General features: G+C 72.4%; 18 protein-coding genes. 11 read left to right on the top strand and 7 right to left on the bottom strand.

The annotated features are described in order from the left end of the window. The first annotated feature begins 53 nt into the window (after positions 1-53). From ACZ6SA_RS23470 to ACZ6SA_RS23435, 8 genes are all read left to right on the top strand, one after another. Positions 54-1,214 (top strand): carboxylate--amine ligase, encoded by a 1,161-nt coding sequence (locus ACZ6SA_RS23470; protein WP_465830330.1) that lies wholly within the window; start codon positions 54-56, stop codon positions 1,212-1,214. Continuing rightward, on the top strand, positions 1,211-2,443 hold the full coding sequence (locus ACZ6SA_RS23465) for an FAD-dependent oxidoreductase (RefSeq protein WP_443155427.1): 1,233 nt from the start codon (positions 1,211-1,213) through the stop codon (positions 2,441-2,443). The genes ACZ6SA_RS23470 and ACZ6SA_RS23465 overlap by 4 nt, the downstream gene beginning before the upstream one ends. A gap of 67 nt (positions 2,444-2,510) precedes the next feature. Next, on the top strand, positions 2,511-3,686 hold the full coding sequence (locus ACZ6SA_RS23460) for a GEVED domain-containing protein (protein WP_347643331.1): 1,176 nt from the start codon (positions 2,511-2,513) through the stop codon (positions 3,684-3,686). Between the two features lie 134 nt (positions 3,687-3,820). Next, positions 3,821-4,657 (top strand): phosphatidylinositol-specific phospholipase C/glycerophosphodiester phosphodiesterase family protein, encoded by an 837-nt coding sequence (locus ACZ6SA_RS23455; RefSeq protein WP_347643332.1) that lies wholly within the window; start codon positions 3,821-3,823, stop codon positions 4,655-4,657. A 107-nt stretch (positions 4,658-4,764) separates the two neighbouring features. Beyond that, entirely contained in the window at positions 4,765-6,561 is a 1,797-nt protein-coding gene (locus ACZ6SA_RS23450) for a serine/threonine-protein kinase (RefSeq protein ID WP_465830327.1), read from the top strand. Between the two features lie 13 nt (positions 6,562-6,574). Beyond that, complete coding sequence (locus ACZ6SA_RS23445; protein WP_465830325.1) at positions 6,575-9,370, top strand: AfsR/SARP family transcriptional regulator; 2,796 nt, start codon at positions 6,575-6,577, stop codon at positions 9,368-9,370. A gap of 54 nt (positions 9,371-9,424) precedes the next feature. After that, a complete protein-coding gene (locus tag ACZ6SA_RS23440) occupies positions 9,425-10,027 on the top strand; it encodes a hypothetical protein (RefSeq protein WP_465830323.1) in 603 nt (200 codons plus the stop codon). Between the two features lie 7 nt (positions 10,028-10,034). Further along, positions 10,035-10,547 (top strand): OmpA family protein, encoded by a 513-nt coding sequence (locus ACZ6SA_RS23435; RefSeq protein ID WP_465830321.1) that lies wholly within the window; start codon positions 10,035-10,037, stop codon positions 10,545-10,547. 8 nt (positions 10,548-10,555) lie between these two features. Here the strand turns inward: ACZ6SA_RS23435 and ACZ6SA_RS23430 are convergent, their stop codons facing one another. Both ACZ6SA_RS23430 and ACZ6SA_RS23425 read right to left on the bottom strand, forming a co-directional pair. Further along, positions 10,556-11,641 (bottom strand): S1C family serine protease, encoded by a 1,086-nt coding sequence (locus ACZ6SA_RS23430; RefSeq protein ID WP_443155420.1) that lies wholly within the window; start codon positions 11,639-11,641, stop codon positions 10,556-10,558. 19 nt (positions 11,642-11,660) lie between these two features. After that, on the bottom strand, positions 11,661-13,091 hold the full coding sequence (locus ACZ6SA_RS23425) for an AMP-binding protein (RefSeq protein ID WP_347643338.1): 1,431 nt from the start codon (positions 13,089-13,091) through the stop codon (positions 11,661-11,663). A 662-nt stretch (positions 13,092-13,753) separates the two neighbouring features. Between ACZ6SA_RS23425 and ACZ6SA_RS23420 the strand changes: the two genes are divergently transcribed. Both ACZ6SA_RS23420 and ACZ6SA_RS23415 read left to right on the top strand, forming a co-directional pair. Beyond that, complete coding sequence (locus ACZ6SA_RS23420; RefSeq protein WP_443155418.1) at positions 13,754-14,557, top strand: hypothetical protein; 804 nt, start codon at positions 13,754-13,756, stop codon at positions 14,555-14,557. 62 nt (positions 14,558-14,619) lie between these two features. After that, positions 14,620-16,869: an acyl-CoA dehydrogenase gene (locus ACZ6SA_RS23415; RefSeq protein ID WP_465830318.1), complete on the top strand. Its 2,250-nt coding sequence runs from the start codon at positions 14,620-14,622 to the stop codon at positions 16,867-16,869. Between the two features lie 46 nt (positions 16,870-16,915). Here the strand turns inward: ACZ6SA_RS23415 and ACZ6SA_RS23410 are convergent, their stop codons facing one another. Genes ACZ6SA_RS23410 through ACZ6SA_RS23400 form a run of 3 tightly spaced genes read right to left on the bottom strand, consistent with a single transcriptional unit; the run spans position 16,916 to position 20,068 of the window. Next, positions 16,916-17,680 carry an enoyl-CoA hydratase/isomerase family protein gene (locus ACZ6SA_RS23410; protein WP_347643341.1) on the bottom strand — a complete coding sequence of 255 codons (765 nt, stop codon included), beginning with the start codon at positions 17,678-17,680 and terminating at the stop codon, positions 16,916-16,918. Next, positions 17,677-18,888, bottom strand: a complete 1,212-nt coding sequence (locus ACZ6SA_RS23405) for a CaiB/BaiF CoA transferase family protein (protein WP_465830315.1) — start codon at positions 18,886-18,888, stop codon at positions 17,677-17,679. Before ACZ6SA_RS23405 ends, ACZ6SA_RS23410 begins: the two co-directional genes overlap by 4 nt. 34 nt (positions 18,889-18,922) lie before the next feature. Then, complete coding sequence (locus ACZ6SA_RS23400) at positions 18,923-20,068, bottom strand: hypothetical protein (protein WP_347643343.1); 1,146 nt, start codon at positions 20,066-20,068, stop codon at positions 18,923-18,925. Between the two features lie 74 nt (positions 20,069-20,142). Between ACZ6SA_RS23400 and ACZ6SA_RS23395 the strand changes: the two genes are divergently transcribed. Further along, the gene (locus ACZ6SA_RS23395; protein WP_465830313.1) at positions 20,143-20,976 is read left to right on the top strand and encodes an IclR family transcriptional regulator; all 834 of its coding nucleotides are present in this window, start codon (positions 20,143-20,145) and stop codon (positions 20,974-20,976) included. A gap of 2 nt (positions 20,977-20,978) precedes the next feature. Here ACZ6SA_RS23395 and ACZ6SA_RS23390 read toward each other — a convergent pair whose 3' ends face one another. Both ACZ6SA_RS23390 and ACZ6SA_RS23385 read right to left on the bottom strand, forming a co-directional pair. Continuing rightward, positions 20,979-22,079, bottom strand: a complete 1,101-nt coding sequence (locus ACZ6SA_RS23390; protein ID WP_347643345.1) for an alcohol dehydrogenase catalytic domain-containing protein — start codon at positions 22,077-22,079, stop codon at positions 20,979-20,981. After that, positions 22,076-23,080 (bottom strand): hypothetical protein, encoded by a 1,005-nt coding sequence (locus ACZ6SA_RS23385; protein WP_465830310.1) that lies wholly within the window; start codon positions 23,078-23,080, stop codon positions 22,076-22,078. The genes ACZ6SA_RS23390 and ACZ6SA_RS23385 overlap by 4 nt, the downstream gene beginning before the upstream one ends. Positions 23,081-23,107 lie beyond the last annotated feature (27 nt).

Here is a 23,107-nt window from a genome sequence, read left to right as displayed (position 1 = left end):
CAACCTGCCACTTGCCGGATCAATAGCTTTTCGTAAGGAGGAGGACGTAAATCATGCTCGATTGCACCGTCCCGGCGCTCGTGCTGCGACTGGACTCCAATGTCTTTCATCACGGGACGCTCGGCGCCATTCGCTCGCTCGGCAGGGCCGGAGTGGAGGTGCACGGGCTCGTCGAGGGCACGCACGCGCCGACGTACCGCTCCCGGTATCTGGCGCGGATGCACACGTGGTCGCGCGGCGGGGACACCGTCCAGGCGCTCACGCGGGCCGCCGACCGCATCGGACGCCCGGCCGTGCTCCTGACGCTGGACGACGCGGGGGCCATCGCCGTCGCCGAGCACGCGGCCGACCTGCGTCCCTTCTACCTCATGCCCGACCAGACGCCCGGCCTGCCGCGCACGCTGGCGGACAAGCGCCTGCTGCACCAGCTCTGCTCCACGCTCGGCGTCGTCCAGCCGGAGACCCGCCTGATCACCGGCGCCGGCGACGCGGCGGCGGCGGTCGCCGACTTCGGGCTGCCGCTGGTCGCCAAGTGGGCCCAGCCGTGGCTCCTGCCCCCGGGCATCGGGCTGCGCAGGACCGGCCTGGTGCGCCGGAGTCAACAGGTGGAACAACTGCTCCAGCACGTGGAAGGGCGCGAGCTGCTGTTCCAGCGCTTCGTGCCTGGAGGGCCGGGCTCGGACTGGTTCTTCCACGGCTATTTCGACGAGAACTCGCGCTGCCTGTACGGCGGCGCGGGACGGAAGGAGCGCGCCTACCCGAGAGGCGCAGGGCTCACCACCTGGGGCCGGTGGCTGCCCAACCCGGTCGTGGAGGGCACGGCGCGCGAGCTGGCCGTGACGCTGGGATACCGCGGGGTCGTCGACATCGACTTCCGCCACGACGCGGCGGCGGACACCTACCACCTGCTGGACTTCAATCCCCGGCTCGGCGCCCAGTTCCGCCTGTTCACCGACCGCGAGGGACTCGACCTCGTGCGCGCCGCCCACCTGCACCTCTCCGGCCGGTGGACGACGCGGGGGCGGGCCGGTCACGGACGGACGTACGTGGTGGAGAACTACGACCTCTTCACGGCCGGCCCGAAAAGCCTGCGTGCCCTGTGCGCGGCCGATGAATATGCCTGGTTGTCGGCCGACGACCTCCGGCCTTTCGTGGGAATGGCCGGACAGACGATAAAGCGTGGTTTCGCCCGGCTCGCCGGGTCGCGGAAATGACAATGGGGGGAAATTTGCGTACGCCAGTGATTGACGTGGCGATCGTGGGCGCGGGCCCGTACGGGCTTTCGGTGGCGGCTCACGCGCTGGGCGCGGGACTCGACGTCCGGATTTTCGGAAAACCGATGCGGGCGTGGGAATTCCACATGCCCCGCGGAATGCTGCTGAAGTCGGAGGCCGCCGCGTCGCATCTCGGCGACCCGGAGCGGCGCTACGGCCTCGACGCGTTCCACCGCTACGCGTACGGCGAGCCGGTGCCCGTGGAGCGGTTCGTCGCGTACGGCAAGTGGTTCCGCGCGCGGACGGTGGGCCAGGCCCTGGACGAGTCGGAGGTGACGGCCGTCGGCGCGGAGGGGCACCTGTTCGCGCTCTCGTTGTCGTCGGGGGCGTCCGTGCTGGCCAGGACCGCGGTGCTGGCCGTGGGGCATCTGCCGTTCGCCTACCGGCCCGGCGCCCTGGACGGGCTGCCGCCCGAGGCTGCCACGCACGCCTGCGACCATCACGATCTGGACGGCTTCGCGGGCCGCGACGTGACCGTGCTGGGGGCGGGGCAGTCGGCGCTGGAGACCGCGACGCTGCTGGCGGAGGCGGGGGCGAGCGTGCGGATCGTGGCGAGGGCGGACACGCTGGCCTGGAACGACGTCCCCGAGGAGCGGCGCTCGCTCCTCGCCCGGGTACGGGCGCCGCGGTCCAGGCTCGGCGGTGGCTGGCCCTCCGTGGTCTGGTCGCGGCTGCCGGGCGCGATCAGGTATCTGCCGGCGGCGACCCGCGACCACATCGTGCGCAACACGCTCGGACCCGCAGGTTCCTGGTGGCTGAGGGACCGCTTCGACGGGGCCGTCAAGGTGATCTCGGGCACGCGGCTGACCGGCGCCGAGTACGGCGACGGCGTCCGCCTGCACCTGAGGGACCTGTCGGGAGCGGCCACCACGCTCGACACCGAGCACGTGATCGCGGCCACCGGCTACCGGGTGGACGTCGAGAGGATCGCGATGCTCCGGGGGGACCTGCGGCGCGCGGTGGCGTCGTCGGGCCCCGCGCCGCGGCTCAGCGCCACCTTCGAGACGTCCGTCCCGGGGCTCCGCCTGGTCGGGCTGGCGGCGGCGGCCACGTTCGGGCCTTCCATGCGGTTCGTGTGCGGGTGCGACTTCGCCGCCCGCCGCGTGACCAGGGGGCTCGTGAGCCACCTGCGCAGATCGCGTCGTACGGCGAAATTGCCGATGTCTTGACCGTGTCCCGCCGCCCGCGGGTCGGGCAGGACGGTAGATCTGGATCACCAGCTTCGGGGGAGCAATTATGGCTTTTCGCGTGATGGTGGCCTGCACGGCCACGGCGTTCGTCGGCGTTTCGGGGGTCGCTCCCGTCGCGCGTGCCGACAGCGCGCCATCGTCGTTCACCAACTCGCCCACGGTGGCCTCGGGCCGCACGCCGTCCGGTGTGACGGTGACGGTGCGCAAGGAGATGATCGGGACGGCGCGGGTGACGTCGGCCGAGTCGTCGTCCGCCAACCCCGCGGCGCCCGACGACGAATACCTGATCCCGGCCAACACCAAGACGTCCGCGGGTTTCGTCGACCTCTACGAGGACTTCGAGGCCGAGGACGGCGAGTGGAGCGACGTCGCCCTGCTGACGTTCACCTTCTCCAGGCCCGTACGCGACCCGCGGCTGCACGTGTTCGGCACGGGCGGCTCCTCGGGCGAGTCCAGGAAGCGCCGCGACGACTACTGGCCCGCCGTCGAGCTGGTCGGCGGCGTACCTGCCAGGCCCACCTTCTCCTGGGCGGCCGGGTTTCCCGGGTACCGGGTCACGAGCGGCGCGATCACCCCGGAAAGGGTCTATCCCGCCCGCTCCACGACCTGCGGGGTGGTCTACACCTGCGGGACGGCCAAGGTGAACGGCACGGTCAGGGCGTTCACGATCAAGCTGAAGGCGCATGACGTGCGCAAGGGGCGTGGCGCGTCCATGTCGCAGTTGTGGGCGGCGTTCAAGCTGTCACTGGCCGAGGACGTCTCGGACGCGCCTGCCTCGTACGGTGTGGCCTCGCACGCGATCACCGACTCCCATCTGGGATGGTCCGTGAGCGACGACCACACCGACGCGGTGAGCATGACCCCGCGCGCCCTGCCTCTGGACACGGGCGACGACGCCATGGAGGCCGGGGAGGAGCGCAGCATGCTCAGCGGCCGGAGGTGCAGGATCTCGGTGCCCGTGACCGCCGGATCGTCGTCGAGGGTCGCCGGCTGGATCGACTTCGACCGTGACGGCCGCTTCGACGCCGACGAGCGGGCCAGCACGCTGGTCGGCGAGGGCGCCGAGGACGCCGAGCTCACCTGGCCCCTTCCGGAGTCGCTGCCCGCCGGCCCCGTCTGGATGCGGCTGCGCATGGTCGCCAGGGCGGAGCCCGTGGACTCGCCGACGGGATGGGCCGACAGCGGCGAGGTCGAGGACCACCAGATCGAGTTCGTCGAGTGAGCCGGGCCGGCAGCATCCGGTTGGTCGAGTGAGCCGCGTGCCGGCCGCCGACAATTAGGCGAGATGTCACCCATGTCACAACTTGCACGCGTAACGTGTCACGCATCCCTTACCTCCCATGTCAAGGAGATGCGATGTTGCGTCGAACCCTCGGCGTGCTGGTCGCGGCAGGAACCATGCTGCTGGCGGCCGCTCCCGCTCAGGCGGACGGCCGGCCGGAGCCGCTGCCACGTGCCCACGCGCACAACGACTACGAGCACGAGCGGCCGCTCCTTGACGCGCTCGACCACGGGTTCACCAGCGTCGAGGCCGACATCTACCTGGTGGACGGCGAGCTGCGGGTCGGGCACGACCCCGAGGACCTGCGGCCCGGCCGCACGCTGCAGTCGCTCTACCTCGACCCGCTGATCCGCCGGGTGCGCCACGGCAGCGTCTTCCCCGGCACCCGGCAGCGGCTCCAGCTGCTCGTGGACATCAAGAACAACGGCGAGGCCACGTACACCGAGCTCGACCGGGTGCTCAAGGCGTACAAGAGGATGCTCACCACCTACCACAAGGGCAAGGTGCGGCCCGGCGCCGTGACCGTGGTCGTCAGCGGCGAACGGCCGCGCGAGCTCATGGCCGGCCAGGAGCGGCGCTACGCCTTCTACGACGGGCGCATGGACGACCTGGGGCAGGGTGACCCGGGCCTGATCCCGCTGATCAGCGACAACTGGACCAACCACTTCAGCTGGCTGGGCGAGGGCGAGATGCCGGCCGCCGAACGGGACAAACTGCGCGAGATCGTGGCGACCGCGCACCGCGACGGGCAGCGCGTGCGGTTCTGGGCCACCCCCGACACGGCCGGTCCCGCGCGGGACGCGCTCTGGCGCGAGCTCGTCGCGGCCGACGTGGACCACGTCAACACCGACGACCTGGCGGGCCTGCGGGACTTCCTGCGCGAACACGACCGCCGGCGCGCCGCGGCATAGCCCTCACGCTCATGACCGCCCGGCGACGGCCTGACCGGCTGCGCCGGGCGGGCGGGCCGGGTGGTCGGCTGGGTGGTGAATGCCGGGATCTGGCTACTCTGTCTGCGATGGACGGTGACCGGGTCATAGGCGGGTACGCGCTGCGGCGCGTCCTCGGCCGGGGCGGCATGGGCGAGGTGCACCTCGCGACCACGCCCACCGGCGGCCTGGCCGCGGTCAAGCTCATCCACCCGGCGCTGGCCCGGGATCCGGCCTTCCGCCGGCGGTTCGATCGGGAGGTGGCGGCGGCCCGCCGGGTGGCCAGGTTCTGCACCGCGCCCGTCCTGGACGCCGGCATCGACGGCGAGGTCGCCTACCTCGTCACCGAGTACGTCAAGGGGCCCGACCTCGCGCAGGCCGTACACGACCAGGGACCGCTGTCGGGCGGCAACCTCGAGGCGCTGGCGGTGGGCATCGCGACCGCGCTGAGCGCCATCCACGGGGCCGGGGTGATCCACCGCGACCTCAAACCGTCCAACGTGCTCCTGTCGCCGCTCGGCCCCCGCGTCATCGACTTCGGCATCGCCCAGCTCGTGGACAACGACAGCCTGGCCAGCCAGGCGATCCTCGGAACGCCCGCCTTCATGGCGCCGGAACAGGTGCGCGGGGAGCCGCTCACACCCGCCGCCGACGTGTTCGCCTGGGGCGGGGTGATCGCGTTCGCGGGGACGGGACGGCTGCCGTTCGGGGGCGGGGCTCCGGGGGAGGTCCTCTACCGGATCATGCAGGACGGGCCCCGGCTGGAAGGGCTGGAGGAGGGCATCAGGGGGATCGTCGAGCGTGCCCTCGCCAAGGACCCCCGCCTGCGGCCGGGCGCGCAGGCGCTGCTGTCGGAGCTGGTGGGGGGCACCCGCCTGGCCGCCGCCACCGAAGTCGTCGAACGCACCTGGACGGGCACGGTCCCCACCGGCCCCCGCCCCACCCCCGTGCCGGGCACCCGGGTCCTGGAACCTCCCTCCGGGCCGCAGCCCTCCGACGGCCGATCCCTCCTCCGGCCGGGGAACCACCACGCGGACCAGCCTCCCGCCCGGCTGGGGCACGACCATGGGGGCCCGTTGCCTGCCTGGCCGGGCGATGACCGTGGGGGGCGGTCTCCCGCCCGGTCCGGGGACGGCCGTGAGGGGCAGCCGCCCGTCTGGCCGGGGGACGGCCGCGAGGGCCGCTCTCCTGCCCGGCCGCCGGAAGGGCCGGGAGACGGCCGTGAAGGGCCGCCGCCGGTCCGGCGGGGGAAGCGGCGGTGGCCGTGGGCGGCGGGTGTGGCGGTGCTCGTGGCCGCCGTCACCGCCGCCGCGACCGTGCCCGGCCTCCTGCGGGTGAGCTGGCCGTACGAGGCCGGCTTCGGGGAGTCCTGGGCGGTGGGCCCGTCGGAGGGCGGGAACGCCCGGCTGGCCGGCCCGGCGTACGAGCTGACCGTGAAACCGTCCTGGCGGTTGTGGAAGTCGGCGCCCCGGCGGGAGCCGGAGGGCGGCGTGATCGTCAGCGCGAAGGCGACTCTGGAGGAGGGCGCCGGGGAGTACGGTGTGTGGTGCCATGGCTCGGCCCGATCCGGTGACCGTTACGAGTTCGCGGTGAGCGGTTCGGGCAGGGTCACGATCGTCAAACGCCGCACGGGCACCCGGGGCCAGACCCTGTTCGGCCCGGCGGATGCGGAGAAGGCGGCCGGCAACCGCATCGTGGCGGAGTGCGGCCAGAGCGGGGGCAAGGTGACGCTGCGCATGTGGCTCAACGAACGCCTGGTCGCGCAGGTGTCCGACGCCGACGCCCCCTACGGGCCCGACGAGGCCGGCGTGCACGCGGCCTCCGGCGCCACCGAGCCCGCCCGCGTGCGCTTCGACTCCTTCGCGCTCCGGCCCGTGGGCGAGTGATGCGGAAAGGTACGTGAACGTGCGGTTCGGTGTGCTCGGGCCGCTCCGGGTCGAGGGCGAGCAGGCGCCGGGGCCGGCCAAGCACCGGGCGTTGCTGGCGGCGCTGCTGCTGGCCGCCCGCGAGCAGGTGCCGGTCGAGCGGTTGATGTCCGTGGTATGGGACAACCGGCCGCCCGCGTCGGCGGAGTCGGTGCTCAGGGTGTACGTCAGCGCGCTGCGCAAGCTGGTCGACGGCATCCGTACGGTGCCCGGCGGCTACCTGCTGGACGTGGAGCCCGACGACGTCGACTGCCACCGGTTCGAGCGGCTCGTCGTCGAGGCGAGGCGGCGGCGCGAGGAGGGGCGGATCGCGGAGGCGGCAGACGGGTTCAGGGCGGCCCTGGGGTTGTGGCGAGGCCGGGCGCTGGCCGATGTCGAGTCGTCCGTGCTGCGCAGGTCGTACGCCGTGCCGCTGGAGGAGCTGCGCCTGACGGCGATCGAGGAGCGGGTGCGGCTGGACCTGAGCCTGGGCAGGGGCGCCGAGGTGGTCGGGGAGCTGCGGGCGCTGGTGGGCGCCCATCCGCTGCGCGAGCGGGCGTGGGTACACCTCATCGAGGCGCTGCACCAGGCGGGCCGCCGTTCCGAGGCGCTCGGCGCCTTCCAGGACGCGCGGCGCACGCTCGTCGATGAGCTGGGGCTGGAGCCGGGCGCCGAGCTGGCCGAGGCGCACCGGCGGGTGTTGTCGGACGAGCAGCCCGGCTCCGCCGAACGCCGGAGCCGCGAGGACGCGGCGCCGGTCAACGAGCTGCCGCCGGACGTGTCCGACTTCGCCGGGCGCCGGCAGGTGCTCGACTGGATCGGCGCGGCGGCCCGCGAGGAGGCTGCCGCGCCCGTGCACCTGGTGCTGCACGGCCCTCCCGGCTGCGGGAAGTCGGCCGTCGCCGTGCACGCCGCCGCCGGGATCGAGCGTCCCGGCGGCCGGCTCTACGCCGCGCTCGGCGCCCGGCCGCCGGGTGCCGTGCTCGAAGACCTGCTGCGCTCGCTGGGCTGCCCCGACGGCGCGGTCCCGCCCGCGCTGGACGAGCGGGTCCGGCTCTACCGCAGCATGACGGCGGGCAGGCGGCTGCTCGTGCTGCTGGACGACGCCGCCGACGAGGCGCAGGTGCGCCCGCTGCTGCCGACGGGTCCCGGCAGCCTCACGCTGGTGACGAGCCGGTCGCCGCTGGCCGGGCTGGAGGCGGCGCGGGCGTACGAGCTGGGGGTGCTCGACGACGACGAGGCCGTGGCCATGCTCGGCGGGGTGACGGGGCACGACCGGGTGCGTGCGGAGCCGGAGGCGGCCCTGCGCATCGTCCGGCTCTGCGGGGGCTTGCCCCTGGCCCTGCGCATCGCCGGGTCGAGGCTGGCCAGGAAGCCGGGCTGGACGCTCGATCACCTCGCGGGACGGCTGGGCGACGAGCGGCGCAGGCTCGACGAGCTCAGCGCCGGCGACCTGGCCGTACGCGGCAGCCTCGCGCTCGGCTACCGCGGTCTCCCCGATCCGGAGCGGCGGCTGCTGCGCGAGCTGGGCGCCCTGTCCGCGCCGGACTTCGCGCCGTGGGTGCTGGGAGCGGACCTGGAACCGCTGGTGGAGGCGGGCCTGCTGCAGTCGCGCGGCCTGGACGAGGCGGGCCAGGAACGGTACGGCTGGCACGACCTGACCCGGCTCTACGCCGCCGAGCGCCTGATCGAGGAGGACGGCGGCCCCCGTACGGTCCTGGAGGCCAGGGCGGCGACCGTCCTGGAGCGGACGAGGCAGGCCAGGGCCGCCCTCCTGCCCGCGGAGCCCGGTACCGGCCGCACGGAGATCCACCCGCCCGGCCGGACGGGAGCCCCGCCTGAGGCGGCCGACTGGGACACCGGCTTCAGCCGCTGGCCCCTATCGGGTTCGGCCCTGTCGGGTTCGGCTACCGGCTCGGCACCGACGGGTCCGGCTGGGGCCGGGCTGGAGACCGGGTGGGCACGGCGTGAGGCGCGGTGGCTGGGCGCCGAGCGCCGGTTCCTCGTGGCCACCGTCGACGACTTCTCCCGGGCCGGCCTGTACGAGGCCGCCTGGCGGCTGGCGTTCTACCTGACCCCGCTGTTCGAGCTGGGTGCGCACCACGACGACTGGCACGCCACGACGGCGACCGGCCTCGACGCGGCCAGGGCGGCGGGTCACCGGCAGGGCGAGGCGCTGCTGCTGCGCGGCCTGGCCGATCTGCACAGGGCCGAGGGACGCACCGAGGCGGCCGCGGCGGCGTTGCGGGCGGCGCAGCCGCTGGTCGAAGGGCTGGAGCTGGCCAGGATCACGTTGCGGCTCGGCCTGGTCCAGACGCGCGCGGACGAGGCCGAGCGGGCCTTCACCCGTGCGCTCCAGGTCTTCGACGAGGCGGGCGACCGGCGCGGCAGGGCCGACGCCTTACGTGCTCTCGGCGCGCTGCGCATGGACGCGGGCCCGCTGGAGGCGAGCCTGGCCGCGTACCGGGAGCTGGGTGACCCGCTGGGTGAGGCGGGGGTGCTGCTCGTGCTGGCCGAGCTCTCCAGGAGGGAGGGGGTTCCCGCCGAGGCGGCGGCCTCGGCGCGGGCGGCGCTGAAGACCTTCACCTCGTACGGGGACCGCAGGGGGGCCGCGCAGGCCCTGCTGGCCCTGGCCCGGGCGATGCTCGACCTGGCCGATCTCGATGGGGCACTTGAGGCCCTTGTGAGTGCTATGGGAGAGTTTGACGGCCTCGGTGATGAACCGGGCAAGGCCGAGGCTCAGCGGCTCGCACGGGAAACGCGCAGGCGACGCGGACTATGCACATCCTGAAGGTCGCTTTCCTACGGTGAGGGTCACATCCCCGAAGACGAAGGTGATCACGGTATGCGTAAGACGATCGCGCTGACCCTCGCGGCCGTCGCACTGGCGGGCTGCGGCGTGCTTCCCGGCCAGCCGGGCGGCGGGGGCGAGGAGAGGCAGCCGCAGAGCAGTGCCCCGGAGGCGCCGGCGTCCTCCCCCGCCGCGGAGCAGCAGAGCCCGTCCGCGGGACAGCGGAACGCGCCCGCGCAGGAGACGGAGGCGATCTCCACCAAGGAGACGAACGTCGGCGCCGGCGACATGCACGGCAGGGCCAAGGTCGACGTCACCGCGCTCAAGCGCCAGGGCAGGACGATCACCCTCAACTGGACGGTCACCGCGCTCGACGGCAAGGTCAACCTGCACAACGGCATGAGCGGGGCTCCGCTCGACTACACGGTGGAGGGCGTCTCCCTGATCGACCCGGTCAACGCCAAGCGTTACCGCGTGGCCCGCAACGGCACGGGCGAGGACGCGGAGTGCGTGTGCTCGGGCACCCAGGGCCAGTTCCTGGAGAAGGGCGACTCGTCCACGTTGTACGCGGTCTTCGCCGCCCCGCCCGCCGACGTCACGAAGATCAACGTCGAGATGCCGATGTTCGGCGTGTTCACCGATGTTCCGATCTCTTAGCCTCGCGGTGTCCCTCGTCCTGTCGCCGGCGCCCAGCACGCCTCCGGACGCGACCGGGGCGGTCGAGGACCTGGTGCTGCCCGTGGAGGACGTCATCGGCGAGGTCGAGTCGCTGGACGGCACGCAGAGCGAGACCAGGCAGGGCCGCGAGGTGACGGTCGCGCTCACCAGCGACGTGCTGTTCGGGCTGGACAAGTGGAAGCTGACCGGCAAGGCCGAGCAGCGGCTCAAGCAGGTGGCCGGGAAGATCGACGCGGAGGGCGCGGGCGGCGTCGTCAAGATCGAGGGGCACACGGACGACCAGGGGAGCGACTCCTACAACGTCACGCTCTCGCAGCGCCGGGCGCAGGCCGTACAGACGGCCATGCGCGGGTTGCTGACCGGCTCGGGGGTGACGCTCCAGGCGAAGGGGTACGGTGAGAGCCGTCCCAAGCTGCCCAACCTGGTGGACGGCAAGCCCATGGAGAAGAACCGGGCCAAGAACCGCCGCGTCGAGATCGTCTTCACCGCCAAGCAGTGATCCCGGGGTCACTCGCCCGGCAGCTGCCCCAGCGTCACGGTGATCGTCTCCCTCTTCCCGCCCGAGCGGATGACCCCCACGCGCACCTTGTCGCCGGGTTGGAGCGCCGTGATGGCCTCGGAGAGCTCGGCCATGGTCGCCGTCTCCTCGTCGTTGATCGAGACGATCACGTCGCCCGCCCGGATGCCGGCCTTCTCCGCGCCCCCGCCGCGCTCGACCCTGGCGACGCCCACGCCGGAGGGCTGCCCGTCCTCGCCGACGACCGTGCTGCCCCTGATGCCCAGCGCCGCCCGGTGGGTGTTGGTGACCTTGCCGTCCTTGACGATCTGCGCGGCGATGTCGGTGGCGGTGTTGCTGGGGATCGCGAAGCCGATGCCGGGAGCGGCGCCCCCGCCGAGGTCGGGGTCCGTGGCGGCGAGGGTCGGGATGCCGATCACCTGACCCGACAGGTCCACGAGCGCGCCGCCGCTGTTGCCGGGGTTGATCGCGGCGGAGGTCTGGATCGCGCCGGCGATCGTGGCGCCGGGCGAGCCGGCGGACTGCGGTTCCGAGACGGTACGGCCGAGCGCCGAGACGATGCCGTTCGTCACGCTGCCCGAGAACCCCAGCGGGTTGCCCATGGCGAGGACGATCTGCCCGACCCGCAGCTTCGACGAGTCGCCGAACTTCGCCGGGCGCAGGCCGTCGGGCCGGTCCACCTTGATCACCGCCAGGTCTCCCGCGGGGAACGACTCGACGAGCCTGGCCGGGCGCGGCGGGCCGCCGCTGGCGAGCGTGACCTCCATCTCCTGGGCCTGGCCGACCACGTGCGCGTTGGTGACGATGTGCCCGGCCGTGTCGAACACGACGCCGGATCCGAGGCCCACCTTCGTGGTGATCTGCACGATGGACGGCAGGACGTTCGTGATGACCTGCTCGTACGCCGCCTCGAGCGGGAGCCGCGACACCGTGGGGGAGGCGGTCGGGGAAGCGGTCTCCGCCGGCGAGGCGGTGCCCGTACCTGTCGGCGTGGCGGCACCCGGCGACGGCGGGGCCGACCCGCAGCCTGCGAGCAGCACCGCGGCAGCCGCCAGTCCTGCGACGAACTCCCTCATACAGGGTTCTGTGCCCAGCTCACCTCGAAAGATACGCTTCGCGGACGTCGCGCCTGCTCAGCTTGCCTGTCGGCGTGCGTGGCAACGACTCGCGGTATTCGATCATCCGCGGGTGCTTCATCCGGGCCAGCCGGGGCTCGCAGTGGCGCAGCAGATCGGCGGTGAGCTCCGCGCCACCCGAGACGCCCGCCGCGGGCTGCACGAGCGCCACGACCTTCTGCCCCCACTCGGAGTCGGGCACGCCGATCACCGCGACGTCCGCCACGGACGGGTGCTCCAGCAGCGCCGCCTCGATCTCGGCCGGATAGATGTTGACCCCGCCGGAGATGATCAGGTCGGTCCGGCGGTCGAGCAGGAACAGGTAGCCGTCGCCGTCGAGATAGCCGATGTCCCCCGGCGTGTACGCCCGCCCGCGCATGGCCGCCGCCGTCTTGCCGGGGTCGCGGTGGTACTCGAACCGGTTGATCCCGTCGACGTACACCTGGCCCGGCGAGCCCGGCGGCACCTCCCCGCCGTCCTCGCCGACGATCGTGAACGCCATGCCGTCCAGCGCCCTGCCGACCGTGCCCGGCCTGGCCAGCCACTCCTGCGAGGACACCATGGTCACCACGGCCGCCTCGGTGGAGCCGTAGTACTCCCACAACACCGGCCCCAGCCAGTCGATCATCGCCTTCTTGACGGCCGGCGGGCACGGCGCGGCGCCGTGGTAGAGGTGGGTGAGCGACGACAGGTCGTACGACTCCCGATCGGGCACCCCCAGCAGCCGGTGGAACATCGTGGGCACCATGAAGGCGTTCGTCACCCGGTGCCGCTCGATCAGCCGTAGCGCGCCGGCCGCCTCGAACCGCTCCGGCGCCACGACCGCGTGCCCGAACTGCAGCGCCATCATCGCCTGCCCGTACGGCGCCGAGTGGTAGAGCTGCGAGCACACCAGGTGCACGCCGCCCGCCGGCAGCCCGAAGTGCCGCCAGCTCTTGCGCATGAGGATCGGGTACAGCTCCTCGGGCGTCAGGTCCAGCAGCCGCCGCCGTACCCCCTTGGGCCGGCCCGTGGTGCCCGAGGTGTAGAGCATCATCGATCCGGCCCTGCGGCGCTCGGGGGCGACGGCGGGCGAGCCGGCCACGAGCTCGCCGACCGTGAGCGCGTCCGGGCCGATCACCACGGTGGCGCCGCAGTCGGTCACGATGTAGTCGATCTCCTCGGCCGTGAAGTGCCAGTTGACCGGCACCAGGTACGCGCCGATCTGGTAGGTCGCCAGCATCATGGTGAGGGCGTCGAGCCCGTTCTTCAGCACGGTGACCACGCAGTCGCCAGGGCCGGTTCCGCGCGCGGTCAGTCCGTTGGACGCTCGGTTCACCCGGTCGAGCAGCGCTCCGTAGGTGACCTCCTGGTCGCCGAGCAGGGCGGGGCGTTCAGGGTCGTTGGCCGCGATCTCGTAGAAACCCCTCATGTTCGCCGACCTTACAGAATAAGATTCTGCAAAGGGAATAGAGGATTTATGCCTCGCCGAGGTGACGTAATCTCAAGGCCATGGCGGACGACGGCGACCAGAGACCTGAACATGATCCACCCACCACCCCGTTCCGCAAGATCGTCCTGCCCGCCGAGGAGACGGTCCAGATCGGCCGTCTCGCCGAGGAGACGGTCCAGATCACCCGGCCGTCGGCGCAGGGGTCGTCCACCCCGGTGAAACCCGCCGGCCAGCCCGCGAAGCAGTCCCAGAGCCGCCCCGGCGGCCCGCCGCCCGGCAACCCGCCTCAGGGCCAGCCGTCCGGCCGGCCTGGAAATCAGGCACCAGGCGCCGGAAACAAGCCGCCGGGCCGGGAGGGAAACCAGCCGCCGAACGCCGGTAACCAGCCGCCGAACGCGGGCAACCAGCCGCCGGGTGCCGGGAACCAGTCCCCGGGCGCCGCGAGTCAGCCGCCGGGCGCCGGGAACCAGCCGCCGGGTGGCGGGGGCCGGCCGCCGAGCGCTGGGAACCCGCCTCAGGGTGGCCCAGGTGGCCCGGGGGGCCCGGGTGGCCCGGGGGGCCCGGGCGGCCGGCAGCCGCCGCGCCCCCTGCACCAGCCGCCGCGTCCGCCCGCGAACCAGCCGCCACCCGCGCAGCCGTTCATGCAGCCGCAGGCGCATCCGGTGCCGGAGCGCACGGCCAAGCCGGCGTCCCGCGGTCTCGGCGACATCCCGATCAAGGTCGTCTACCTGGCCGGCGCCAGCCTCGCGACCGTCCTCGCCGTGCTGCTCGTCTTCGTGGTCTTCTCCGGCGACGTGCCCGCCAACCAGGGGCAGCAGGAGGAGGTGGTCGCCGTCGCTCCCGTGCCGAGCTCGGCCACCCCGTCGGCGACGCCCAGCCCGACCGTCAGCGAGAGCCCGATCGTGTTGCCGCCGGTGCCGGAGAGCAAGAAGTTCCCGGCGCTGTCCGGCAAGGCGGCCAAGGTCACCGGCACCATCACCGACAAGAACACCGGGATCAAGTATCCGCGCCTGGGCTCGCCGTGGAAGGCCAGGGACTTCCCGCCGTTCTCGGTCGCGCAGCGGATCGGCGAGGTGGCCATCCCGCACACGCTGGTCGCCTCGGCGAAATACCCGGCTGACGGGCCGGACAAGAAGCCGTCGTCCAACGCCGACTACCGCGCGATCGCCACGGAGGCGGCCCGCTGGACCATCCGTACGCAATATCCGAAGGGCGCCACGCTCGCGTGGACGGCCTCGCAGAAGATCCCGGTCGGCAAGGGGTGGACGCTCGGCTACAAGGTCACCTACACCTTCGACGGCAAGGAGCAGGTCGCCCAGGCCATGGTGACGGTGGTCGAGGTGGGCAGGACGAAGCCGACGCTGCTCATGGCCTCCATCCCCGAGACGAACAAGGAGCGCTGGCGTGACCTGAGCACCATCGTGAAGCGGGTTCGCCCGCTCTAGGCCAGAAGCATCCTCTAGAATATGGTTCTGGGCATGGCGCCGGACCTGGCTGGAGGATGAGCATGGCGATCGGTTTGAGCGAGGAGCACGGGGCGCTCCGCGAGTCGGTGAGCGGCTGGGCGGAGCGCAACATCCCGGCGGAGCTGCTGCGCGCCGAGGTGGACGGCCGCCCGCCGTTCTGGCCGGGCCTCGCCGAGCAGGGGCTGCTCGGCCTGCACCTGCCCGAGGAGTCGGGCGGGTCCGGCTACGGGCTGCTGGAGACCGCCGTGGCCGTGGAGGCGCTGGCCGAGCGGATGGCGCCGGGCCCGTACGTGCCGACCGTGCTGGCGAGCGCGGTGATCCACGCCTCCAAGCGGCACGACCTGCTGGAGGGCCTCGCCGACGGCACGCTCACCGGCGCCGTCGCTCTGGCCGGCTCACTTACCGGCTCGCTTACCGGCATCCGTGACGACGACGGCTCCCTGGTCGTCTCCGGCACGGCCGAGCCCGTGCTCGGCGGCTCCCTGGCGGACGTGCTGGTGCTGCCGGTGACCACGCCGGAGGGCGAGGAGTGGGTCGTGGTCGACGCCTCCGCCGCCACGGTCACCGCGCTCCCCTCCCTCGACCTGACCAGGCCGGTGGCCAGGGTCGAGCTCGCGGGCGCGGCCGTGCCCGCGGAGCGGGTGCTCGACGGTGTCGAGGTCGCCGACGTCCGCAACCTGGCGGCCATCGTGCTCGGCGCGGAGGCGGCGGGACTGGCCTCGTGGTGCGTCACGGCCGCCGCCGAATACGCCAAGGTACGCGTGCAGTTCGGCCGCCCGATCGGCCAGTTCCAGGGCATCAAGCACAAGCTCTCCCGCATGCTGGTCGCGCTGGAGCAGGCCCGCGCCACCGTCTGGGACGCCACCAGGGCGGCGGAGCGGGAAGCCGGTCCCGAGGAGCCGGTGGAGGCTCCGGAGAGCGCGACCGCGGGCGCGGCGAAGGAGCTGGAGCTCGCCGCGGCCGTCGCCGGGGTGATGGCGCCCGACGCGGCCGTCCAGTGCGCGAAGGACGCCATCCAGACGTTCGGCGGCATCGGCTACACCTTCGAGCACGACGCGCACCTCTACTACCGCCGCGCGCTCACCCTGCGGGCCCTGCTCGGCCCGTCGTCCGAGTGGGCCGCCACGGTCGCCGCGCTCGCCCTGCAGGGCGTCTCCCGCTCGATGGAGATCGACCTGCCGGAGGGCGCGGGCGAGCTGCGCGAGTCGATCCGCGCCGAGATCGCGGAGATGGGCGGGCTGGAGGGCAAGGAGCAGAAGCGGGCGCTCGCCTCGCGCGGCTTCGTCATGCCCCATCTGCCCAGGCCGTGGGGGCGCGACGCCAGGCCGCTGGAGCAGGTGCTGATCGCGCAGGAGCTCAGGGCCGCGAAGGTCCGGCTGCCCCAGATGATCATCGGTGCCTGGGTGGTGCCGTCCATCGCCACGTACGGCACCCGGGAGCAGCAGGAACGGTTCCTGCCCAAGACGCTCAGCGGCGAGATGATCTGGTGCCAGCTGTTCTCCGAGCCCGGCGCCGGATCCGACCTGGCCTCGCTGCAGATGAAGGCGGAGCGGGTCGAGGGCGGCTGGAGGCTCAACGGCCAGAAGATCTGGACCTCGGTCGCCCACGTGGCCGAGTGGGGCATCTGCATCGCCCGCAACTCCAGCGAGGGCTCCAAGCACGACGGCATCACGTACTTCCTGGTCGACATGAAGGCCCCGGGCGTCACGGTCCGGCCGCTGACGGAGATGACCGGCGAGAACCTGTTCAACGAGGTCTTCCTCGACGACGTGTTCGTCCCCGACGACCTGGTCGTGGGCGAGGTCGGCGAGGGCTGGAAGGTCGCCCGCAACACGCTGTCCAACGAGCGGGTCTCGTTGTCGTCCGGCTCGGGCGGCACCGGCTCCTCCGTGCCCGACCTGCTCGGCCTGGCCGGGCGGCTGGGCCGCGAGCTGTCGCCCGTGGAGGCGCAGCGGGTGGCCGGGGTGGTGTGCGAGGGCCACTCCATCAACGCGCTGTCGCTGCGGGTCACGCTCAAGCAACTGGCCGGCTCCGAGCCGGGCGCGGACGCCTCCGTACGCAAGCTGCTGTCGACCTCCCATGCCCAGCACGTCTCCGAGACCGCCGTGGAACTGCTCGGCCCGGCGGCGGTGACGGCCGCCGACATGAAGCTCGGCGACGCAGGCTACTGGAACAGGGCGGTGCTCGCCACCCGCGCGATGACCATCTACGGCGGCACCACCGAGGTGCAGCTCAACATCATCGGCGAGCGCATGCTGGGCCTGCCGAGAGACCCGGAGCCCGGTAAGTGACCGCGCACGCCCCGTGGCACTGGGGTGCTACGGGGTGCGCGCGCGGTCAGCGGCTGCTGCGCTTCTCCACGAACGCGCGGATCGCGTCAGCTGCCTCGGTGGTGGCGAAGAGCCGGTCCAGCGCCGCACGCTCCTCTCGACGTCCGTGCGGTGCCAGGTCGATTGCCCTGCACGCCTCGGCGACCGCGCGCGCGGGGAGTGCGGCGAGCCGCTCCGCGATGGTGGTCGCCACCGCGAGGGCGTCACCGGACGCGCAGACGGTGGTGACCAGACCGAGGTCCGCCGCGGTGGCAGCGTCGAGCCGGTCACCGAGGAGAATGATGGCCTTAGCCCGGCGGGGACCTATCTGGGCGGTGAGCCGTTGGGTGCCGCCCCACCCCGGCAGCAGCCCGAGGCCCACCTCCGGCAGTCCGAAGCGGGCGTCCTCGGCGGCGACGACCAGATCGCAGGCGAGCACGCACTCGAAGCCGCCACCCAGCGCGACGCCCTCGACCGCCGCGACCACCGGCGCCGGGGAATCGGCGATCTCGTCGCACATCGCGTTCGCCTCGTCCATCAACGTGGCGATCGCGGCGGGGTCTCCCTCAGCGTAGGTGCCGATGTCGGCCCCCGCGCTGAACACCGGCGTGCCGGTCAGCACGACCGCGCGCACCTCCTCTGCCCGCGACGCCGACCGCAGCGCCGCCCGGACACCTCGCACCGTGGCCAGGTCGATCGCGTTGCGCTTGTGCGGCCGGTCGAAGCTCACGACGAGCACGGCGCCGTCGCGGCGGGTTCGCACCGCGGTCGCGGCCGTGTCCGGGGCGGTCACGCGTCCTCCGCCGTGCGGCTGGCGATCCCGCGGGCGACGAGGTCCTCGACCTCGTCCTCCGTGCAGCCGGCCGCTCGCAGCACCTCGTCGGTGTGCTGGCCGAGCAGCGGTGCCGGGTCGTAGCGACGGTCGGTCGCGGCTGACAACCGGATCGGGTTGTCGATCACCTTCACCTTTCCGAGCCGCGGCTGTTCGAGTGTGCGTACGACATCGTTGTGCACCACCTGCGGATGCGCGAGCACCTCGTCGTAGTCGAGGACGGGGCCGCAGAGGATGCCCGCTTCGCCCAGACGCTCGAGGACCTCGTCGGTGCCGAACCGCTCCAGCTCGCCGTCCATGATCTTCCATAGCGCTGACCGATTCTGCTGCTGCAGCTCGGCCGTCGCGAACTCGCTGCGCAGGGTCAGGTCGTCGATCCCGAGCGCTGTGCACACGTCGCGCAGGGGTTCGGGTCGGAACAGACCCACGATCGTCACCCAGCCGTCGGCTGTTCTGAAGGCTCCAACGAAGTTGTCGCGTTCCCAGTGGATCTCGTGGCGGCGCATCATCCATGCGGTCATCTCCTGCATCTGCTGGAACACCGCGGTGTCGATCAGTGAGACGTCCACCCGCTGGCCCCGACCCGAGGTCGACCGCTCGAGCAGCGCCATCAAGATGCCCTGCACGAGTGCCATGCCGGCGCCGAAGTCGATGAACGGGACAGGATAGATGCTTGGGCGGCCGTCGTCGCCGCGGTGGTGCCAGGCGGCTCCGCCGAACGACTGCAGTGCCATGTCCTGGCCGCCGAGGTCGCGCAATGGGCCGGTGTCGCCGAACCCGGTGCCGTAGGCGTAGACCAGGCGCGGGAATCGCTCGTGCAGGGCCTCCCACCCGAGTCCCATCCGCTCGGCCACGCCGGCGCGGTAGTTGGAGACCAGCACGTCGGTGTCGGCCAGCAGCCGCATCACGACGTCCACTGCCTCCGGTTGCTTCAGGTCAAGCACGATCGAGCGCTTGTTGCGGTTGAGCGAGATGAATGACGCGCTGTCCTCTATGCCGTCGGACCTGGTGTCGATCGACCGGCTGATGTCGCCGGTGCGCGGTCGCTCGACCTTGATCACGTCGGCGCCGAAGTCGGCGAGGATCTGGGTCGCCTGCGGGCCGAACTGGACCTGGCTGAGGTCCAGGACGCGTACTCCGGCCAGGGGCAGGGGTCGTGAGTCACTCACGGTACTCCTCCTGTGGTGGTGGGTTCTGGCTGGCTCAGATCCGGCCGGCGGGGATCACGCCGGTCAAGATCATCAGCGACTCGAGCAGGAAGTAGCTGCCGAAGACGAGCTCGACGTTCGTCGCCGCGTCCTGCTGACGCACGGTGCCGCGACGCGTGAAGCACCCGCCGGTGAGCATGCCGACCGGTCGCCCGTCGGTGTCGCCGGTCGGCGTCAGGTAGCGGTCGACCACGGCGTGAGCCGTGCGCTCTGCGAAGTCGCGGTACGGCGCGCCGCCCTCGCCGAGCGCGTGGGCGAGCCGTAGCGCGGCCGCGATGGCCATCGTGGTCGCTGCGGTATCGCGATCGGTGTCGGGGATCGCGGGGTCGTCGAAGTCCCAGAACGCGATCAGGTCGTCCGGGACGTGCGTGATCCACCAGTCGACGGTGCGACGGGCGAGGCCTTGCCAGCGCGGGTCTCCGGGGCGTACGACGGCTGCGTGCGCGGCGTACAGCATTGCCCAGCCCTGCGCGCGACCCCACGTGCTCTCGTCGTCGTAGCCCTTGTGGGTGTGGGTGCGCAGCACCCGGCCGTTCGTCGGGTCGAGGGTGGAGGACTGGACAACCGAGCCATCCGCCCGCACGTGGATCCCCAGGACCCGCTCCAGGTGCCGCGTGGCGATCCGATCGAACGTCTCGTCGCCGGTGTGGTCCGCCGCCCAGAAGAGCAGGGCGACGGCCTGCAGGGAGTCGATGCTGCTCTCGGCCGCGCCGACGGAGGTGGCCTCTTCCGCGTCCTCCCCGAGCGGGATCAGTCCGAGCCGCTCGTCGTACATGTCAACGAGCACCCGTGCGGCCCTCAGCGCGATCTTGTCGGTGCCGGCGTCGTCGGCCAGTCGGGTGGCCGCCGCGGCGCCGAAGTAGAACCCGAAGCCCTTGAAGGCGGTGCGGTGATCCGTCCGCGGCAGCATCAGGGCCAGTGCCGCCCGGGCGTCCGCGGCGCTGACCCGGGCGGGATCGAGCGCGTGGGCGAGCCAGAGCTCACCGACGTAGGCGCCGCCCGTCCAGTCGCCGTCGGGGGTGACCGTCCAGTCGCCGGTCTCGCCCGACGCCCAATGGGGTAGGCCACGCGAGAGCACCGAGCGGCTCTGGACGGCGCGCTCCACCATCCGGTCGCGCGCGAGTGCTAGAGATGTGGTCATAGAAGTCCTCCCGGGCGCAGGTGCCGCGGACCCGACGCGTGGGTTAGTTGCGATATTTTCCGAAATATCAGACGATGTCTGTCATGGTAAACGACCGGTCGACACAGGCGCGAGCGACCTCCCCGAACGGCGGGCGGATGACGGCGCCCGCGCTGCGTCGAGGGCTTGACATCCTCGAGCTGTTCCTCGACTCCTCCAACGGCCTCCGGGTGCCTGAGATCACCGCCCGTCTCGGGCTTCCGCGGGCGAGCGTCCACGAGCTCGTGGGCGCGCTGGTCGACCGTGGCTACCTGACGGCGGCCGGAGACCAGCCGGGCTCCTACACCCTTGGAGTGAAGGTGCTCCAGCTCGGCGGCGCGTACGAGAGGGCTCTCGACATGGCCGCGCTCGGTCGCAAGATCGCCAAGTCGGTCGCCGCGGAAAGCGGCGAGACCGTCCAGGTGGCCGTGCGCGACGGCCGGCTCGCGGTTTACGTCGTCCGCATCGACAGCCGGCACGCCGTCCGCCTGGTCTCGACCGTGGGCAGCCGCCTGGCCGCGCACTGCACCGCGGGCGGCAAGATGTTGCTCTCCGCTCTCGACGACGACGAGCTCGACGCCCTCTACCCGGACGACGAGTCGGTGGAGCCGATGACGAGGCGGAGCATCGACTCCAAGGCCCGGCTCCTCGCCGAGCTGGGCGAGATCCGTCGGCGCGGTTGGTCCGAGGAGTTCTGCGAGTCCAACGACGACGCGGCGTGCGTCGCGGCTCCGGTCTTCGACGCGCACGGCACCTGTGTCGCCGCCATGAGCATCACTGTGCCGACCATTCGCTGGAACGAGGGCGCGCGCGAGCGGGACCTCGACCTGGTCCGCGAGGGCGCCAGGGCGCTTTCGCGAGAGCTGGGTGCGAGCGGCGAGCACGGCTGAACTCACGCGCCGGGCACGATGACGGAGCGCCCGGTCGCGCCTGCCGTCAGCGCCGAGTAGGCCTCGTTGACCTCGTCGAGGGCGAACCGGCGTCCGACGAGCCTGTCCAGCGGCAGCAGGCCACGCTGGTGAAGGTCCAGGATCTGGGGGATCTGCACGACGGGGTTCGATGAGCCGTAGAGGCTGCCGACCACGCGCCGCTCCTGCTGCACCAGCGTGTTCACCGGCACAGTGAACCCCGCTCCGGCCCGGCCCAAGCCGAGGGCCACCAGCGTGCCGGCCGTGCTCAGGCTGGCGAACGCCTGCTCCATCGTGCCGGGCGCACCGACGGCGTCCACGGCCCAGCGCGCACCGCCTGGAGCGACCTCGTCGAGGACGGCGGCGAGGTCGTCGGTCGTCGCGTTGACCGTGTGCGTGGCGCCGAGATCGCGAGCGAGCCGGAGCCGGGCGTCCACAGTATCGACCGCGACGATCGGGCCGGCGCCGACCAGGGCAAGGCCTATGACCGTGCTCAGCCCGACACCGCCGGCGCCGATCACCACGACCGGGTCGGCCGTGGCCGTGGACATCACGTTGAGAACGGCGCCGACGCCGGTCACGACCGCGCAGCCGACGATCGCCGCGACCTCGGCGGGAACGTCCTTGGGGATGGCGACCACGGACCGGTCGGAGACCACGCAGCGCTCGGCGAAGCACGAGACGCCCATGAGGTGGTGGACGGTTTCGTCACCGGCGCGCAGGCGGGTGGTGCCGTCGGGCAGGCCTCCGGTGGTGCCCTGGACGCGGCCGAGCACGCACAGGGCGGGACGGCCGCTGGTGCAGAACTCGCACTCGCCGCAGCGCGGTCGCCAGGTCATCACCACCCGGTCGCCCGGGGCGACGCGGGTGACTCCCGATCCGACGCCCTCGACGACGCCGACCCCTTCGTGGCCGAGGACGGCGGGCAGCCTCCCCTGGAGGTCGCCGGTCATGTAGTGCAGGTCGCTGTGGCACACGCCCGCGGCCTCCACGCGGACGTGCACCTCGCCGCGCTGCGGCGCGGCCAGGTCAACGTCCTCGATCGTCAGTGGTGAGCCCGGCTTGCGAAGGACGGCTGCTCTCATAGGTTGCTCCCTGCGCGATGGGCGGTCTGGGTCGTGGAGATGTCTGGTGCTGCGAAACGCGGCAGTACGGGTTGGTCGCGCTCGCCGAGCGGTGACATCGGGGGTATGCCGGGGGTGCGCGCGAGCTGGTCGAGCCCGAGCCGCGCCCGGCGTACCCGCTCCCGGGTCGACGCGAGAGTGACCTTGTCCAGCTGGGCGCCGGCCGGGTAGACGTCCGGAGCGTTGCGCAGCCCGAACTTCAGGTAGACAGGGGCCGCGACCCGCACGATGTCCCCGATCTCGCCGTACCGGACGAAGCCGCCGATGTTGTCGGGGGCTTCGACGTAGAAGTCGATCGTGGCGTCGCTGGCGCCGCGCATCTCGGCCAGTTGGGTCAGTGAGAGGTCCGAAGCAAGGTTGATCGTGTCGGCGCCGAGGCCCGCCTGCACGGCGAAGGCGACCGGGTTGGCGGGCGCGGCCATCACCGACACCTTGAGCTGCGTGCCGGCCGGTAGTTTGCCGGTCGCGCGCAGCCGGTGGGCCGCCCACAGCACTCCCTCGTCCGCGACGAGGAACGAGGTGACGCCGAGGTCGCCGGCCCGCATGATCTCCTCGACGGCGGCTCGGAGCTGGTTGACGCCGCGCGCGCGTGTCCCGGGGGAGCCGGCAGGGCTGAGGTGCGAGGCTCCGACGTCCCAGTTCGCCCCGGGCCGGGCGAACAGGCACAGCTCCACCGATCGCTCCCGGCACAGCTGCACCATGTCAGTGATCTCGCGGTCGCTGAGCATCGTCACGCCTGAGCCCTGCGAGATCCGATGAACGGGTACGCCGAGCGACTCCGCCTCCTCCAGCGCGGTTTGTGCCGCGGCGGGCCCCTCCACGCTGGGCAGCTCGACCCGCCACGAACCGCCGTCGGGGAACGCGACAGACGACGCGGGCACCTCGGGCGGCGGGGCGCCGAGGAGGCCGTCCTCCACGAGCGTCCGGACCGCGGACGAGCCGGTGACCGTCCCATCGGCCATGAACCCAACCCTTCTGTTTGAAATTTC

The organism is Nonomuraea sp. NPDC049378, assembly GCF_055586745.1.
Note: the sequence above shows the minus strand (reverse complement) of the source record. Positions and strands in the feature narration are given on the sequence as shown.

What these genes read in the sequence shown, in the direction of transcription:
- ACZ6SA_RS23470 (WP_465830330.1), top strand. Translation starts at nt 54, where the DNA reads ATGCTCGATTGCACCGTCCCGGCGCTCGTGCTGCGACTGGACTCCAAT.
- ACZ6SA_RS23465 (WP_443155427.1), top strand. Translation starts at nt 1,211, where the DNA reads ATGACAATGGGGGGAAATTTGCGTACGCCAGTGATTGACGTGGCGATC.
- ACZ6SA_RS23460 (WP_347643331.1), top strand. Translation starts at nt 2,511, where the DNA reads ATGGCTTTTCGCGTGATGGTGGCCTGCACGGCCACGGCGTTCGTCGGC.
- ACZ6SA_RS23455 (WP_347643332.1), top strand. Translation starts at nt 3,821, where the DNA reads ATGTTGCGTCGAACCCTCGGCGTGCTGGTCGCGGCAGGAACCATGCTG.
- ACZ6SA_RS23450 (WP_465830327.1), top strand. Translation starts at nt 4,765, where the DNA reads ATGGACGGTGACCGGGTCATAGGCGGGTACGCGCTGCGGCGCGTCCTC.
- ACZ6SA_RS23440 (WP_465830323.1), top strand. Translation starts at nt 9,425, where the DNA reads ATGCGTAAGACGATCGCGCTGACCCTCGCGGCCGTCGCACTGGCGGGC.
- ACZ6SA_RS23430 (WP_443155420.1), bottom strand. Translation starts at nt 11,641, where the DNA reads ATGAGGGAGTTCGTCGCAGGACTGGCGGCTGCCGCGGTGCTGCTCGCA.
- ACZ6SA_RS23425 (WP_347643338.1), bottom strand. Translation starts at nt 13,091, where the DNA reads ATGAGGGGTTTCTACGAGATCGCGGCCAACGACCCTGAACGCCCCGCC.
- ACZ6SA_RS23420 (WP_443155418.1), top strand. Translation starts at nt 13,754, where the DNA reads ATGCAGCCGCAGGCGCATCCGGTGCCGGAGCGCACGGCCAAGCCGGCG.
- ACZ6SA_RS23415 (WP_465830318.1), top strand. Translation starts at nt 14,620, where the DNA reads ATGGCGATCGGTTTGAGCGAGGAGCACGGGGCGCTCCGCGAGTCGGTG.
- ACZ6SA_RS23400 (WP_347643343.1), bottom strand. Translation starts at nt 20,068, where the DNA reads ATGACCACATCTCTAGCACTCGCGCGCGACCGGATGGTGGAGCGCGCC.
- ACZ6SA_RS23395 (WP_465830313.1), top strand. Translation starts at nt 20,143, where the DNA reads ATGTCTGTCATGGTAAACGACCGGTCGACACAGGCGCGAGCGACCTCC.
- ACZ6SA_RS23390 (WP_347643345.1), bottom strand. Translation starts at nt 22,079, where the DNA reads ATGAGAGCAGCCGTCCTTCGCAAGCCGGGCTCACCACTGACGATCGAG.
- ACZ6SA_RS23385 (WP_465830310.1), bottom strand. Translation starts at nt 23,080, where the DNA reads ATGGCCGATGGGACGGTCACCGGCTCGTCCGCGGTCCGGACGCTCGTG.